Here is a 15,548-nt window from a genome sequence, read left to right as displayed (position 1 = left end):
CGATGCCAAGCCGCCGTTCTCTGGGGCTGGGAAAAGAGCCTCTTTATGCGGATACGCTCTGTGGCCTTACTCCCTCACCCCTTCGGGGGAGAGGGTTGGGGTGAGGGCCGCCTCGCAAGGCATTGCGCTGCTTGCAGCCCCCATGAGTGCGGCTTACTGCTTGGCCGCTTGCAGCTGCCGCACCGCCGCCTCGGTTTTTTGCACATGGGCCTCGGGGTCTGAGCCTATGTGGACAAACTTGATCTTGCCGTCCTGGCCGATCACGTAGGAGATGCGGTCGGCGCGTTCCGGGTTGGTGGCGGCTGCGGCGTCGTAGGCCTTGATGGTCTGGGCCTTGGGGTCGGAGGCCACGGCAAACTGGTCGCGGCAGGCTTCGGTGGAGAAGCGCTGCAGCGTGGCGATGTCGTCGTGCGACATGCCCACCACCGTGGCGCCCAGGGCCGCAAAGCGGGGCGTGGCTTCGGCAAAGGCGTGGGCTTCCAGGGTGCAGCCCTGGGTAAAGGCCTTGGGGAAGAAGTACAGCACCACCGGCCCCTTCTTCAGCGCGGCGGCCAGGTCGAAGTCAAAGGCCTTACCGGCCACGGCGGCCGCGGTTTGAAAGGCCGGGGCCGTGGCGCCCACGGGCAGGGCGGCCTGGGCGGTGGCGGCGCAGAACAAGGCCAGTGCGGCCAAGGCTTTGGGCATGGAATGCATGGCTTCTCTTTGGGAAAGGGCAACACAGCGCAGCATGCCACGCTCCGATCAGGACGCGGCACAATCCCTGCCATGACCATTGTTGTTGAAGATCTGGGCCCGGCATCGGAGCCCGCGCCGCGCGTGGTGTCGGCGGGTGCTGCCTCCAAGGGTGAGGAGCAGCTGGAGCGCGCGCTGCGGCCCAAGCTGCTGGATGAGTACGTGGGCCAGGCCAAGGTGCGCGAGCAGCTGGAGATCTTCATCGGCGCGGCCAGAAAGCGTGGCGAGGCGCTGGACCATGTGCTGCTCTTCGGCCCGCCCGGCCTGGGCAAGACCACGCTGTCCCACATCATCGCGGCCGAGTTGGGGGTGAGCCTGCGCCAAACCAGCGGCCCGGTGCTGGAAAAGCCCAAGGACCTGGCGGCGCTGCTGACCAATCTGGAGGCCAACGATGTGCTCTTCATCGATGAAATCCACCGCCTCAGCCCCGTGGTGGAAGAAATCCTCTACCCCGCGCTGGAGGACTACCAGATCGACATCATGATTGGCGAGGGGCCGGCGGCGCGCTCTATCAAGCTTGATCTCCAGCCCTTCACCCTGGTGGGCGCCACTACGCGCGCCGGCATGCTCACCAACCCGCTGCGCGACCGCTTCGGCATCGTGGCGCGGCTGGAGTTTTACTCGCCCGAGGAGCTGGCCCGCATCGTCACCCGCAGCGCCGGTTTGCTGGGGGCTCCCATCGACGCCGAGGGCGCGCAGGAGATTGCCAACCGCTCGCGCGGCACACCGCGTATTGCCAACCGCTTGCTGCGCCGTGTGCGCGACTACGCCGAGGTCAAGGGCGACGGCAGCATCACCCAGGCCATGGCGCACAAGGCGCTGTCCATGCTGGATGTGGACCCGCGCGGCTTTGACGTGATGGACCGCAAGCTGCTGGAAGCCGTGGTCCACCGCTTTGACGGCGGCCCCGTGGGCGTGGACAACATCGCCGCCAGCATTGGCGAAGATGCCGGCACGATTGAAGATGTGATAGAGCCCTATCTCATCCAGCAAGGCTATTTGCAGCGCACGCCGCGCGGGCGCATTGCCACGCAGGCGGCCTACCGCCACCTGGGCCTGGTGGCGCCCCAGGCCCCGGGCGGGCTGTTCACCGAATAGCCCTGCTAGTCTGGGATATGGCTGGCCTGCTTCAGCCCCAGCCCCAGCCCCGCCACACAGCCCTGCACGATCAGCGCCTGGGCCACAAAGTAGGTGGACAGCACGCCCACGATCGCCCAGGGCAGGGGTTGCACAAAGCGGTCAAAGGCCAGCAGCGTGTCGCTGGCCATGAAGAAGCTGCTGCCCAGGGCCACCAGCCAGGCGGGCTGGCTGCGTTGCACGCTGAAGCGCCCCCAGGCCTGGGCCGCCATGACGGCAATCACCGCCACATAGGCCAGCACGGGCAGGCGCAGCGCCGCAGGCAGCCCGCCCAGGCACAACAAGGTGTAGACCATGCAGGCCAGCAGGCCAATGCCGATCAAAGCACCGCGATGGGCGAGCCAGGGCGCGTCGCAGCGAAAGCAGGCGACGTAGCAGAGGTGGGCCAGCAAAAAGAAGACCAGGCCGGGGATGAACAGGCCATCGAGCATCAGGCTGATATCGCCCAACAGAGAGAAAAACAGAGCACCCAGAAACCACGCCTTCTGCTTCTTGCCATGTTTTGATTGTGAGATCAAAGTGCGATCTGCATAAGATGCTACATAAACAAGAGCAATCGCCAGCGCCAGCGGCTTGAACAGCCAATGCCATTCGCGCAGGCCCAAGGCCGCGGTGGCGGTGGCCAGGGCGGCGGATTGCAGCAGCAGCGCCATCCACGGGCTGATGCGCCCCTGCATGGCGGCGCCCAGCGCCCACTGGCCAGTCAGCAGCACGCCAAACCACAGCAGGTTCTGGGCCTGTGGCGCCTGGTCGGCCTGCCACAGGAAAGCGGCCACCCCGGCCACCAGCGCGGCAAATTGCAGCCAGGCAAACCCGGCCATGGCGCGGGACAGCGGGGGATCAAAGCGCTGGCGGTGGGCCTCCAGATCGAACGCCGGTTTGGGAAAGCGCTGGGCCACATCGGCCGGACGCCAGCCCGGGGGCTTGAGCCAGACGCGCAGCTTGTCGCCCAGGCGCTGGGCATGCCAGCTGTCATGCAGCAGCTGGCGGTAGATGGTGGCATTGGCCCACAGCGGGTCCCAGCTGTTGAGCAGGCCGCGCGTGCCGTAGACGCAGGGCTCGCTGTCTTCTTCGGGCTGGAAAGTGCCAAACAGCCGGTCCCAGACAATCAAGATGCCGCCGTAGTTTTTGTCCACATAACGGTCGTTGATGGCGTGGTGCACGCGGTGGTTGCTGGGGGCGCAGAACCAGCGGTCAAACCAGCCCAGCCGCCCTACCTGCTCGGTGTGCACCCAGAACTGGTAGAGCAGATCAATCAGGCCCACCACGGCAAACACCAGCGGTGGCACGCCGGCCAGGGCCATGGGCAGATAGAAGATCCAGGCCAGCAGCGGGCCCGAGCTGGTCTGGCGCAGGGCCGTGGACAGGTTGTAGTCCTGGCTCTGGTGGTGCACCGCGTGCGCAGCCCACAGCACGGCTACCTGGTGGCCCATGCGGTGCAACCAGTAGTAGCAAAAGTCGTAGAACAGCAGGGCCAGCAGCCAGCCCGGCAGGCTGAACCAGAAGGCATCGTTGTGCACCAGCGCCACCTGGCCGACGGCCATGGTGTAAATGCCCAAGGTGAGCAGCTTGACGAAGACGGCACTGGTCTGGCTGAGCATGCCCAGATTGAGCGAGCTGATGGCATCGCTTTGCTGGTAGGCCCGCAGCCCCCTGCGCCGGGCCACGGCCCATTCCAAGGCCATCAAGGCAAAGAAGACGGGTGTCACCAGGACAATGACTTGGCTGGGAGAGTACATGGCCCAGGATTGTTGCAACTGCTTGCAAGTGCGCCGCCCCGCATCTTCCCTAGGCTGGTGTGGTGCGTGAGCGATCTTTGGAGGCCAAGTGCACCAACAACAGAGGTGATGCCGTATACGCTGCAGCCCCCATCCCCGCCTTCCCCCGGTGGGGGAAGGGGCCATGCCGGCAAGCGCTCACGCTGAGAATTTGGAGGCGACCGCCTTGGATGCAACCGGCGCAGCCTGCGTAAGGGCTTCGCGCAAGTGCCTGCGCCGGCCGTTTTCCGTCTGAGGATCCACGCAGACCCCATGGGGGAGGGGTGGCATACGCGCAAACCTCGAATCAGACCTCTTTCGTCTAAAACCGGCACAGCCCAGGCCAGGGCACCGCGCAAGGGCCGCCCCGCCGCGCTGGTGCCGTCCCCCTCCCGCGCTTGCGCGAGAGAGGGGGAAGACGCGAAGCGTCTCAGGGGGAGCTAATCCTATACACACAGCGCAACCCCGCGGATTCGCCTTCGCCCAGCAGATGCTGCTCGCGCCGCACCTGGGCCTGGGGGCCGGCAATGGCCTCGAAGATCTGCAACTCGGAGCGGCAAAAGCCCTGGCAGGCCTGGGCTGCCGCACAAATCGGGCAGTGGTCTTCGATCAGCAGCCAGTCGGGGCCGTCGGTTTCCAGTCGCGCCATATAGCCTTCCTCGGCACGCAGCGCGGCCAGTTGCTGCAGGCGTTCGCCCAGGGGCTTGGCGTTGCAGCGCTGGCGGTAGCTGGCCAGCATCTCGGCTTCGCGTTGGGTGATCAGCTGGTCCAGGCCCCGCTCGCCAAACACCTGGCGCACCTGGTGGATGAGCTGCACGCTGAGCTGGGCATGGGCGTCGGGAAAGCGCCGGTGGCCGGCCGGGGTGAGAAACCAGCGCTGGCGCGGCCGGCCCACGCTGGACGGGGCCTGCAGCTCGCCGGCCAGCCAGCCCTGGGCGATCAGCTTCTGGATTTGCTGGCGCGCAGCCTCTCCCGTCAGGCCCAGGGCTTCGGCCACTTCGGCCGTGGAACAGGGCCCCCGGGTCTTGAGCAGTTGCAGCATGCGGTCGGCCGTGGTGGGTTCAGGGTTTTCCAAGTTGTCTCTTGCGTAATTGCTGGGGTCTGTCTAATATCCAAGACATTGCTTGTATATTAGATGACCTCAGCAGGGTTGTCGACCCACGCTGATGACATCTTCCTCTCCCCCCACCCCTTCGTTTGCCACTGCCTCCTGGGGCCAGTTGTTCAGCGGTCGCAACGGCTGGCTGGCCCTGGCCTTGACCGGGGGCGTGGCCTTGCATGCCATCAATGTGCATATCGTGACCACGGTGCTGCCTTCGGTGGTGGCCGACATCGGTGGGCTGGACTGGTATGCCTGGAGCACCACGCTGTTTGTGGTGACTTCCATCATCGGCGCGGCCCTGTCGGTGCGTTTTCTGGCGGCCCTGGGGCCGCGCGGTGCCTACCTGCTGGCCCTGGGGGTGTTTGCGCTGGGTTCGGTGGCTTGTGCCAGCGCGCCGTCCATGGCCTGGATGCTGGCGGGGCGCAGCGTGCAGGGTTTTGGCGGCGGCATGCTGGCCGCCCTCAGCTATGCGCTGATCCGCGTGGTCTTTGTCCCCGCGCTGTGGCCGCGGGCCGTGGCCCTGGTCTCCGGCATGTGGGGTGTGGCCACGCTGTGTGGGCCGGCCGTGGGCGGCTTGTTTGCCCAGGCAGGGCATTGGCGCTGGGCCTTCTGGGCGCTGCTGCCGGTGGCCGTCTGGCAGGCGTTTTTGGTGAGCTGGCAACTGGGCGCCAATGAGCACGAGAGCGGCCAGCAGGAGCAGGGTGCACCCCAGGTGGCCTCGCTGCAAATCGCCTTGCTGGCGGCATCGGTGTTGGCCGTGGCCGGTGGCAGCCTGTCCACGCAACTGCCGTGGCAGGGCTTGGGTGTGGTGCTGGGCCTGGGCCTGGGCGCCGCAGCGATTGCGGTGGACCGGCGCAACCAGGGCGGGCGCGGTGTGTGCCTGCTGCCCGATGGTGCGACCCATACGGCGACCGCCCTGGGCGGCATCTACGCCTGTGTGGCCCTGCTGCTGCTGGGCACGACCACCGAGATTTTTGTGCCGTATTTTCTGCAGACCCTGCACGGGCTTTCGCCCCTGGCGGCGGGCTATCTGACGGCGGCCATGGCCGCTGGCTGGAGCGCGGGCTCGCTGCTGTCTTCGGGGCGCAGCGGTGCCATGGCAGTGACGCTGCAGCGCGTGGGGCCCATTTTGTGCGCGGTCAGCCTGCTGGCCCTGGGTGTGTTGATTCCGCTGGATGCTGCGGCCTGGCCTGCGGCTTTGCTGCTCAGCCTGTTCGCGCTGGCGTTGGCTGGCGTGGGTGCCGGTGTGGGCATGGGCTGGCCGCATTTGCTGACCCGTGTGCTGACGGTGGCACCCAAGGGCCAGGAGGACATGGCCTCGGCCGCCATCACCACGGTGCAGCTCTATGGCATGGCCATAGGCGCGGCGCTGGCCGGCCTGGTGGCGAATATGGCCGGGTTGACCCAGCCTGGCGGCGTAGCCGGTGCGCAAAGCGCGGCGGCCTGGCTGTTTGTGCTGTTTGCGCTGGCTCCGGCCTATACGGCCTGGTTGCTGCACCGGCAGCTGAAATAGCCCCCTGCATTGTTCAATGCTGCCTCAAAACTCAGCGCCTGCTGCCTGCCGTTTTTTGGGCAATGCGTGCCCATGGGAATTTATGTGCTCCTGTAGCGTCGGGTTTACCCAGGTCGCAAAAAACTGGCGCGATCCAAGTCAGGGGCATCAAGCAAGGGCCGCCCCGCAGCGATGATGCCGTCCCCTGGGGGAAGGCGCCGCAGGCGACTCAGGGGGAGCTAATTGTCACTTCCTTTGGCTTCTATGGCGCGGTTGATGCCCAGTGCGGCCAAGGTGCTGATGGCGCCCGACAGCAGGTACAGGCCCACGGCCACCGGGCCGAAGCGGGCCGACAGGCCCAGGGCCACCAGGGGGGCAAAGGCCGCGCCCAGCAGCCAGGCCAGATCGGACGAGTAGGCCGCGCCCACATAGCGCAGGCGACGTGAGAAGTTGGCCGTCACCGTGCCCGAGGACTGGCCGTAGGACAGGCCCAGCAGCACAAAGCCCAGCAAAATGAAGGTGTTCTGCCCGGCGCTGCCGCCATCCAGCAGGAAGGGGGTGGCCAGGCTGAACAGACCTATCAGCACGGCCATGGTGCCCAGGGTGTTGCGGCGACCAAAGCGGTCGGCGATCTTGCCCGACAGCACGATGGCCGCTGCGGCCAGCAGGGCGCCCAGCACCTGCATCCACAGAATGCTGGTGACGCTGTCCACGCCGAACATGGTCATCCACGACAGGGGGAACACCGTGACCAGGTGGAACAGTGCAAAGCTGGCCAGGGCTGCCAGCGCGCCCAGCAGCACATTGCGGCCCTCGCCGCTGCGCGCCAGTTCCAGGGCAGGAGCGGGCTCCAGCTCCAGCGCCTCCAGCATGCGTTCATAGTCTTGGCTCGCCACCAGGCGCAGGCGGGCAAACAGTGCCACGACATTGATGGCAAATGCTACGCAGAAGGGAAAGCGCCAGCCCCACTCCACAAATTCCTCATGGCTGAGGGCGCCGTACAGATAAGCAAAAAGGGCCGCCGCCACCACAAAGCCCAGCGGGGCGCCAAGCTGGCCCAGCATGGAATACCAGCCGCGTTTTTCGGGCGGGGCGCTCAGGGCCAGCAGCGAGGGCAGGCCATCCCAGGAGCCGCCCAGGGCCAGTCCCTGCAGCACGCGAAACAGCACCAGCAGCCAGATGGCGTAGTGGCCCAACTCGCCATAACCGGGCAACAGGGCAATGCCCACGGTGGCCGAGCCCAGCATCAGCAGCGCCAGTGTGAGCTTGGTGGCCCGACCCCAGCGGCGCTGTATGGCCATGGAGACGGCCGTGCCTATGGGGCGCGCGACAAAGGCCACGGCAAACATGGCAAACGAGGCCAGCATGCCGTTCAGCAGCGTCAGATAAGGGAAGAACACATGGGGAAAGACCAGCACGCAGGCGATGCCGAAGACGAAGAAGTCGAAATACTCCGACGAACGCCCGATGATGACGCCGGCCGCGATCTCGCCCGGAGAGGCGGTTTCATGGGTGTCGCTGCTGGACAGCGATTCCGATGCGTGAAAACCGCCAGCAGACCCAGTGTTTGAATAAGCGATGCCACTCATGCCGCGCACTCCTCTGAGACTAAGGTGTGCACCCGTTCTACGCCCATGTGCCCATGGCCGCAATCGGGGAAGTGGCTGTGAAGTGGTTTTGTACGGGAAGTTCCCGATCTTGATGGGGGTCAAGACCGTGGAAAGGGCTGGGCGGGGGCGCTCAAGACCCGCAGGTGCACAGGGTTAGTCCGCACTTCGCTGCGGCTGCGAGGCTGTTGGGTATGTATTTTTTTAAGATTCACAAACAGCTTGTTGCATAAAAATCTGTGTAAAAACAAATGCTTATGCGTGTTTTTTATTTTTCAAAACATGCCTAGCGGATATGCGTAAAGCTTGCAATGACTTGAGGCAGGAGGCTGGTGGACAAAATGTCCAATCGTCACAAAGCTTGATCGAAGTAAATTCGCAACCTCTTGTAATCCGCACCGGCATCCGCCTGTGCGTGTCTTTTCGCGTCTATAGCATGTTTCAATCCAAGGAAATCCGCGGGCCCGCGTGGCTCGCAGCGGCCGCCTTGATAGCCAGTCTTACGGGCTGCAGCAAGGTTGTCGTTCTCAATCCAGCAGGTGACATCGCAGCCCAGCAGGGCCAGCTGGTGGTGACTGCCACCCTGCTGATGTTGATCATCATCGTGCCGGTGATCTTGTTGACGCTGTTGTTCGCCTGGAAATATCGCCAGTCGAACACCGAGGCCGAATACGATCCCGAGTGGCACCACTCCACCGCCCTGGAGCTGGTGATCTGGAGCGTGCCGCTGATCATCATCATCGCCCTGGGTGCGCTGACCTGGATCAGCACCCACAAGCTCGACCCCTATCGCCCGCTGGACCGTGTCTCTGCATCTAAGGCCTTGCCGCCTGAAATCAAGCCCCTGGAAGTGCAGGTGGTGGCCATGGACTGGAAGTGGCTGTTCTTCCTGCCCGAGCAAGGTATTGCCACGGTGAACGAGCTGGCTGCGCCGGTGGACCGTCCCATCCACTTCAAGCTCACGGCCACGCACACCATGAATGCGTTCTACGTGCCTGATCTGGCCGGCATGATCTATGCCATGCCCGGTATGCAGACCGAGCTGAACGCCGTCATCAACAAGGAAGGTGTCTTCAAGGGCATGTCCTCGCACTACAGCGGTTCGGGCTTCTCGGGCATGACCTTCAAGTTCCATGGCCTGAGCAACGAAGGCTTTGACGCCTGGGTGGCCAAGGCCAAGAGCGAAGGCCAGGCGCTGACCCGCGAGGCCTACCAGGCACTGGCACAGCCCAGCGAGCGCAACCCTGTGGCGCGCTTCTCTTCCGTGGAAGAGGGCCTGTACGACAAGGTGCTGAACCGTTGCGTGGAAGACGGTCAGATGTGCATGCACCACATGATGGCCATCGACGCCGCTGGTGGCGCTGCCTACATGAAAGCGGCCGGCCTGAACCTGCCGGACGACGTGTGCACGGTGCAAAACGCCGACAGCGTGGTGGCCTTCCTGGAACAGCAAGCCCAGCCGGGCGCTGTGACACAGCAGTAAGCATTGACGGCACAGGCTCTGCACCAAGCGGGGCCGCTGCCACTTAGCAAGAGACTCGATATGTCTGGAAATACAACCTTGCCCAACGATCCGCTCATCGGGCGGATCAGCTGGGACGCCGTACCGATGGCGCATGAGCCCATCGTGCTATGGACTTTTATTGCTGTGGTGCTGGGCGGCATGGTCGTCATGGCCGCGCTGACCAAGTTCCGCCTGTGGGGACCGCTGTGGCGTGACTGGATCTGCACGATCGACCACAAGAAGATCGGCATCATGTACATGATCCTGGGTGTGGTCATGCTGCTGCGCGGCTTTGCCGACGCGGTGATGATGCGCCTGCAGCAGGCCATGGCCTTTGGTGACAACCTGGGCTATCTGCCCCCGCACCACTACGACCAGATCTTCACCGCCCACGGCGTGATCATGATCTTCTTCGTGGCCATGCCCTTTGTGACCGGTCTGATGAACTACGTGGTGCCGCTGCAAATCGGTGCGCGCGACGTGTCCTTCCCGTTCCTGAACAACTTCAGCTTCTGGATGACCACCGCCGGCGCTGTGCTGGTGATGATCTCCCTGTTCCTGGGTGAGTTCTCCACCTCGGGCTGGCTGGCCTTGTCCAATCTGGGCAACCAAAGCGGCAGCACGGGTCTGGACTACTACATCTGGGCGCTGCAGATCGCGGGGGTGGGCACGACGCTGTCGGGTATCAACCTGATTGTCACCATCATCAAGATGCGCGCACCCGGCATGAACATGATGAAGATGCCCGTCTTCACCTGGACCGCCCTGTGCACCAACGCCCTGATCGTGGCGTCCTTCCCCATGTTGACCGCAGCCCTGGTGCTGATGTCCCTGGATCGCTACGTAGGCACGCATTTCTTCTCGAACGACTTCGGCGGCAACGCCATGTTGTACGTGAACCTGATCTGGATCTGGGGCCACCCCGAGGTCTACATCCTGATCCTGCCTTGCTTTGGCGTGTTCTCGGAAATCGTGTCCACGTTCTCGCGCAAGCGTCTGTTCGGCTACACCTCCATGGTGTATGCCACGGTGTGTATCACCGTGCTGTCCTACCTGGTGTGGCTGCACCACTTCTTCACCATGGGCTCGGGCGCCAGCGTGAATACCTTCTTCGGTATCACCACCATGATCATCTCCATCCCCACGGGGGCGAAGATCTTCAACTGGCTGTTCACCATGTACAAGGGGCGCATTCGCTTCACCGTGCCCATGATGTGGACCGTGGGCTTTATGGTCACCTTCGCCATCGGTGGCATGACCGGTGTGTTGCTGGCCGTGCCGCCTGCCGACTTTGTGCTGCACAACTCGCTGTTCCTGATCGCCCACTTCCACAACGTGATCATCGGCGGCGTGGTGTTTGGCGTGTTTGCCGCCATCAACTACTGGTATCCCAAGGCCTTCGGCTACAAGCTCGATGAGTTCTGGGGCAAGTGCTGCTTCTGGTTCTGGCTGGTGGGCTTCTGGGTGGCCTTCACCCCGCTGTACATCCTGGGCCTGATGGGCGTGACACGCCGTGCCAACCACTTTGACGATCCCTCGCTGCAGATCTGGTTCATCATCGCTGCCTGCGGTGCTGCACTGATCGCTGCCGGCATCGGCTGCTTCATCCTGCAACTGGTGGTCAGCTACATCAAGCGCGACCAGCTGCGCGACGAAACCGGCGACCCATGGGAAGGCCGTACGCTGGAGTGGGCGACTTCCTCGCCTCCTCCCCAGTACAACTTCGCCTTCACCCCCGTGGTGCATGAAATCGATGCCTGGTGGGACATGAAGAAGCACGGCTACCAGCGTCCGCTGACCGGCTTCCAGGCGGTCCACATGCCTGCCAATACCGGCGCTGGCGTGGTGATCTCCGGCCTGTCCCTGGTGTTGGGCTTTGCGCTGATCTGGCACATCTGGTGGCTGGCTGGCGTGTCGTTCGCGGCCGTTGTTCTGGCTTCGATCATCCACACCTTCAACTACAAGCGTGACTACTACATCCCGGCAGCCGACGTGGCCGCCACGGAAGACGCACGCACCAAGCAACTTGCAGCAGCCCATGTCTAATACACATATCAACGCTGGCGGCGCTGCCGCCCTGGCGACGCGCGAGTACCACCCCGCGCACGAGCCGCATCCGGAGAACGGCACCTCGCTGGGCTTCTGGCTCTATCTGATGAGCGACTGCCTGATCTTTGCCGGGCTGTTCGCCACCTATGGTGTGCTGGGCCGCAACTATGCGGCAGGCCCCACGGGCAAGGAACTGTTCGACCTGTCGCTGGTGGCCATCAACACGGCTTTCCTGTTGATGTCCTCCATCACCTTCGGCTTTGCCATGCTGCAAAAGCAGAAGAAGAACGTCAACGGCACCTTGCTGTGGCTGGCCATCACCGGCCTGCTGGGCGCAGCCTTTCTGGCGGTGGAGCTCTATGAGTTCCAGCATTTGATCCACGCCGGTGCCACGCCCCAGCGCAGCGCCTTTCTGTCGGCCTTCTTCACCCTGGTGGGCACCCACGGTCTGCACGTGAGCTTCGGTTTGATCTGGCTGATCACGCTGATGATTCAGATCAAGAAGCATGGCCTGATCGAGGCCAATGTGCGCCGCATCAACTGCCTGTCCATGTTCTGGCACTTCTTGGACGTGGTCTGGGTGGGCGTGTTCACCTTTGTGTATCTGATGGGGGTGCTGTAAATGAGCGCACACGATATTCACGCCGAGCACGGCGATCACCACGCACATGACGACCTGCATGTGTCCATGGGCGACTACGTCAAGGGCTTCATCCTGGCCGTGATCCTGACGGTGATTCCGTTCTACCTGGTCATGAACAACGTCATCGAGGACCGGGCCACTGCGGCCATGGTGCTGGGCCTGTTCGCCGTGGTGCAGATCGTGGTCCACATGGTCTACTTCCTGCACATGAACGGCAAGATCCAGGGCGGCTGGACGCTGCTGTCCACCATCTTCACCATCATCTTCGTGGCCATCGGCATTGCCGGCACCCTGTGGGTCATGTTCCACATGAATGCCAACATGATGCCCGAGCATGTGATGCTGCCTGCAGCCCAATCGGCCGCAGAGACCGCCGTGGCGCGCTGATGCGTTCCATGCAGCAAAAGGGGGCGCCCCGGCGCCCTTTTTCCATTCTGCGAAGGGCGGTGCTTGCGGTGGTAGGCATCGCCCTTTTTCTTGGCTTCATCAGCCTGGGCACCTGGCAGGTGCAGCGCCGTGCCTGGAAGCTGGACCTGATGGAGCGTGTGGACCAGCGCGTGCATGCCCAGCCCGTGGCCTTGCCGGGAGAGGCGCAGTGGCCCCAGGTGGATGCCAGCGGCTACGAATACCTGCCGGTGCAGACCCAGGGGCGCTGGCTGCACGACAAAACACTGCTGGCACAGGCCCTGACCGAAGACGGCGGTGGCTTTTGGGTGATGACGCCGCTGCGGACCGAAGAGGGCTTTACCGTCTGGGTCAACCGCGGCTTTATCCCCAACGAGCAGCGCCGCCTGTGGCTGCCCACAGGGCTGGAATTCCAGCGCGAGCTGGCCAGCAGCAACACCACGGCCCAGCCCCAGACCGTGACCGGTTTGCTGCGCTTGAGCGAGCCAGGCGGCGGCTTTCTGCGCCAGAACGCGCCGGAAGAAGGCCGCTGGCATGCCCGCGACGTGGCCGCCATGACGGCCGCGGCAGGCCTGGCGCAGACGGCACCGTTTTTTGTCGATGCCGGCCTGCCCGGGCAGGCGCAGGCTGCCGCCGTGGGCGAGCCCAAGGACGGCATGACGGTGATCCGCTTTCACAACAGCCATCTGGTCTATGCCGTCACCTGGTATGGCCTGGCCGCCATGGTGCTGCTGGCCGCGTGGATTGTGGTGCGGCATGAAAGAAAGAAATAGCACCCCCTGAGCGGCTGCGCCGCTTCCCCCTCTCTGGCTTCGCCGGAGGGGGACGCTGCCAGCGCGGCGGGGCGGCCCTTGCGCGGCAGCCCTGGCGAAAGAGGGCTCTGCATGCGACGGGGTGGCTGGCCCCGGTATTTCTCCCTCGCCCCTTGGGGAGGGTATAGGCCGGGGAGAGGGTGAGGGGCAGCGGCCCGCAAAACCTCATGATCTTGTGGGCAGACCGTACCGGGGCAGAATCACCGCGTGTTGTTTACCGCCACCCCCCAGACCCACCGCGTGGAGCGCAATACCGAGCGCAAGAACATGCGCTTGCTCATCCAGCTGCGCTGGCTGGCGGTGCTGGGTCAGGTCATCACTATCTCGCTGGTGCATTCGGGCATGGACATCGCCCTGCCCATGCTGCCCATGATGGCGGTGGCGCTGGCGCTGGCATTGACCAATCTGGGCTATGGGTGGTGGCTGCAATGGCGCCCGGCCACGGTGACGCCAAGGGTGCTGTTTGTGGCCTTGCTGATCGATGTGGCGGCCCTCACGCTGCAGCTGTATTGGAGCGGTGGCGCCCACAACCCCTTTATCTATCTGTTTTTGCTGCAGGTCATTCTGGGCACGGTGCTGCTGCGCCCGCGCTATGCCTGGGCCATGGTGGCCATCACGGCGGTGAGCGTGGTGGGGCTGAGCTTTTATTACCGGCCGCTGCCGGTGGTACTGGGCAGCGGCCTGCCCAATCTCTACACCCTAGGCTTGTTGATCTGCTTTGCGCTGACCACGGTGTTGATGGTGGTGTTCATCACCCAGGTGGTGTCCAATTTGCGCCAGCGCGACAGCCGCCTGGCCGATATGCGCCAGCGCGCCAGCGAGGAAGAGCACATCGTGCGCATGGGCCTGCTGGCCACCGGCGCGGCCCATGAGCTGGGCACGCCGCTGGCCACCATGTCGGTGATTTTGGGCGACTGGCAGCGCATGCCCCAGGTGCGGGGCGATGCCGACCTGATGGCCGACCTGGCCGAGATGCAGGCACAGCTGCTGCGTTGCAAGGCCATCGTCAACGGCGTGCTGTTGTCGGCCGGTGAAACCCGGGCCGCAGGGTTGGAGTCCACCACCTTGCTGCGTTTTCTGGAGCAACTGGTGGAGCGCTGGCGGTCACACCATGAGCCGCAGAAATTCTTCTTCACCCACCAGCTTGAACGCGATGTGCCCATTCTCTCGGACACCGCACTGGAGCAGGTGATTTGCAATGTGCTGGACAATGCCTACGAGGCCTCGCCCCAGGAAGTGCATCTGCACCTGGAGCGTACAGGCGACATGCTGGAGCTGGTGGTGCGCGACCGCGGACCGGGCTTTGACCAGGCCATTCTGGCCAAGCTGGGCAAGCCCTATCAGTCCACCAAGAAGGGCCGCCCCGGCCGGGGCGTGGGCCTGTTCCTGGTGGTGAATGTGGTGCGCTCGCTGGGGGGCAGCGTGCAGGCGGGCAACCGCGTGCACGGCGGCGCCGAGGTCAGCATACGCCTGCCGCTGGCCTCCATCACTTTGGAGAACAATCATGGACACCCCACGCCAACTGCTGCTGGTTGAGGACGACGCCGCCTTCGCCCGGACGCTGGCGCGCTCTTTCGAGCGGCGCGGCTACCAGGTGCTCCAGGCCGCCAGTGCCGAAGAAGTGGCGGCGCTGCTGAGCCAGCACACGCCGCAGTATGCGGTGATGGACCTCAAGCTGGCCGGCAATGCCTCGGGCCTGAGCTGCGTGCAGATGCTGCACCAGCACAACCCCGAGGCGCTGATCGTGGTGCTGACGGGCTATGCCAGCATTGCCACGGCCGTGGAGGCCGTGAAGCTGGGCGCCTGCCACTACCTGGCCAAGCCCTCCAACACCGATGACATCGAGGCCGCTTTCGGTCGCCTGGAGGGTGACACCGAAGTCGAGCTGACGGCGCGCGCCACCTCCATCAAGACGCTGGAGTGGGAACATATCCACGAGACGCTGGCGGAGGTGGATTTCAACATTTCCGAAGCGGCACGCCGGCTCGGCATGCACCGCCGCACCCTCGCCCGCAAACTCGAAAAACGAAGGGTGAGTTAGACACCCCCCTGAGTCGCCTGCGGCGCCTTCCCCCCGCTCTCGCTTCGCTGCGCTCGCGGGCAGGGGGACGCTGCCAGCGCGGCGGGGCGGCCCTTGCGCGGCAGCTCTGGCGTGGGCCGCGCCAGTTTTCGCGCTGCGCTCTGGTATTACTCCCTCTCCCGCTTGCGGGAGAGGGCGGGGGTGAGGGGGCTTCCCCCGCAGGGGGAATGTGTGGGGGTGAGGGCGCTCCCCGGTTTGCCATGGCCTCCATCAAAAAACCCGCTGCAT

13 protein-coding genes are annotated in these 15,548 nt (G+C 64.3%); 9 read left to right on the top strand and 4 right to left on the bottom strand.

Translation table 11 applies throughout. The features are described from left to right. Window positions 1–153: 153 nt before the first annotated feature. Complete coding sequence (locus ACA027_RS20230) at window positions 154–693, bottom strand: peroxiredoxin (RefSeq protein WP_370679979.1); 540 nt, start codon at window positions 691–693, stop codon at window positions 154–156. Window positions 694–765: 72 nt separating this feature from the next. Here ACA027_RS20230 and ruvB point away from each other — a divergent pair, with 72 nt between their 5' ends. Beyond that, window positions 766–1,830 carry a Holliday junction branch migration DNA helicase RuvB gene (gene ruvB / locus ACA027_RS20225; RefSeq protein ID WP_370679978.1) on the top strand — a complete coding sequence of 355 codons (1,065 nt, stop codon included), beginning with the start codon at window positions 766–768 and terminating at the stop codon, window positions 1,828–1,830. Between the two features lie 5 nt (window positions 1,831–1,835). On the opposite strand, the gene ACA027_RS20220 is transcribed toward ruvB, so the two are convergent. Further along, window positions 1,836–3,608 carry a lysoplasmalogenase family protein gene (locus ACA027_RS20220; protein WP_370679977.1) on the bottom strand — a complete coding sequence of 591 codons (1,773 nt, stop codon included), beginning with the start codon at window positions 3,606–3,608 and terminating at the stop codon, window positions 1,836–1,838. A 448-nt stretch (window positions 3,609–4,056) separates the two neighbouring features. Continuing rightward, complete coding sequence (locus ACA027_RS20215) at window positions 4,057–4,701, bottom strand: helix-turn-helix transcriptional regulator (protein WP_370679976.1); 645 nt, start codon at window positions 4,699–4,701, stop codon at window positions 4,057–4,059. Between the two features lie 91 nt (window positions 4,702–4,792). Between ACA027_RS20215 and ACA027_RS20210 the strand changes: the two genes are divergently transcribed. Beyond that, window positions 4,793–6,241, top strand: coding sequence for an MFS transporter (locus ACA027_RS20210; protein ID WP_370679975.1), 1,449 nt, complete (start codon window positions 4,793–4,795; stop codon window positions 6,239–6,241). A 218-nt stretch (window positions 6,242–6,459) separates the two neighbouring features. Here ACA027_RS20210 and ACA027_RS20205 read toward each other — a convergent pair whose 3' ends face one another. Continuing rightward, complete coding sequence (locus tag ACA027_RS20205) at window positions 6,460–7,809, bottom strand: MFS transporter (protein ID WP_370679974.1); 1,350 nt, start codon at window positions 7,807–7,809, stop codon at window positions 6,460–6,462. 454 nt (window positions 7,810–8,263) lie between these two features. Here ACA027_RS20205 and cyoA point away from each other — a divergent pair, with 454 nt between their 5' ends. The 7 genes from cyoA (at window position 8,264) to ACA027_RS20170 (ending at window position 15,281) form a co-directional block, all read left to right on the top strand. Beyond that, on the top strand, window positions 8,264–9,310 hold the full coding sequence (cyoA, locus tag ACA027_RS20200; protein WP_370679973.1) for a ubiquinol oxidase subunit II: 1,047 nt from the start codon (window positions 8,264–8,266) through the stop codon (window positions 9,308–9,310). Between the two features lie 126 nt (window positions 9,311–9,436). Beyond that, window positions 9,437–11,377: a cytochrome o ubiquinol oxidase subunit I gene (gene cyoB, locus ACA027_RS20195; protein WP_370682643.1), complete on the top strand. Its 1,941-nt coding sequence runs from the start codon at window positions 9,437–9,439 to the stop codon at window positions 11,375–11,377. Beyond that, window positions 11,370–12,002: a cytochrome o ubiquinol oxidase subunit III gene (gene cyoC, locus ACA027_RS20190; RefSeq protein ID WP_370679972.1), complete on the top strand. Its 633-nt coding sequence runs from the start codon at window positions 11,370–11,372 to the stop codon at window positions 12,000–12,002. The genes cyoB and cyoC overlap by 8 nt, the downstream gene beginning before the upstream one ends. Further along, complete coding sequence (gene cyoD, locus ACA027_RS20185; RefSeq protein WP_370679971.1) at window positions 12,003–12,410, top strand: cytochrome o ubiquinol oxidase subunit IV; 408 nt, start codon at window positions 12,003–12,005, stop codon at window positions 12,408–12,410. Further along, the gene (locus tag ACA027_RS20180) at window positions 12,410–13,201 is read left to right on the top strand and encodes an SURF1 family protein (RefSeq protein ID WP_370679970.1); all 792 of its coding nucleotides are present in this window, start codon (window positions 12,410–12,412) and stop codon (window positions 13,199–13,201) included. Before cyoD ends, ACA027_RS20180 begins: the two co-directional genes overlap by 1 nt. Before the next feature lie 306 nt (window positions 13,202–13,507). After that, the gene (locus ACA027_RS20175) at window positions 13,508–14,776 is read left to right on the top strand and encodes an ATP-binding protein (RefSeq protein ID WP_370682642.1); all 1,269 of its coding nucleotides are present in this window, start codon (window positions 13,508–13,510) and stop codon (window positions 14,774–14,776) included. After that, on the top strand, window positions 14,745–15,281 hold the full coding sequence (locus ACA027_RS20170) for a response regulator transcription factor (RefSeq protein ID WP_370679969.1): 537 nt from the start codon (window positions 14,745–14,747) through the stop codon (window positions 15,279–15,281). Before ACA027_RS20175 ends, ACA027_RS20170 begins: the two co-directional genes overlap by 32 nt. The last annotated feature ends 267 nt before the right edge of the window (window positions 15,282–15,548 follow it).

It is taken from the genome of Comamonas sp. GB3 AK4-5 (assembly GCF_041320665.1).
Taxonomy (GTDB): Bacteria; Pseudomonadota; Gammaproteobacteria; order Burkholderiales; family Burkholderiaceae_C; genus Comamonas.
Note: the sequence above shows the minus strand (reverse complement) of the source record. Positions and strands in the feature narration are given on the sequence as shown.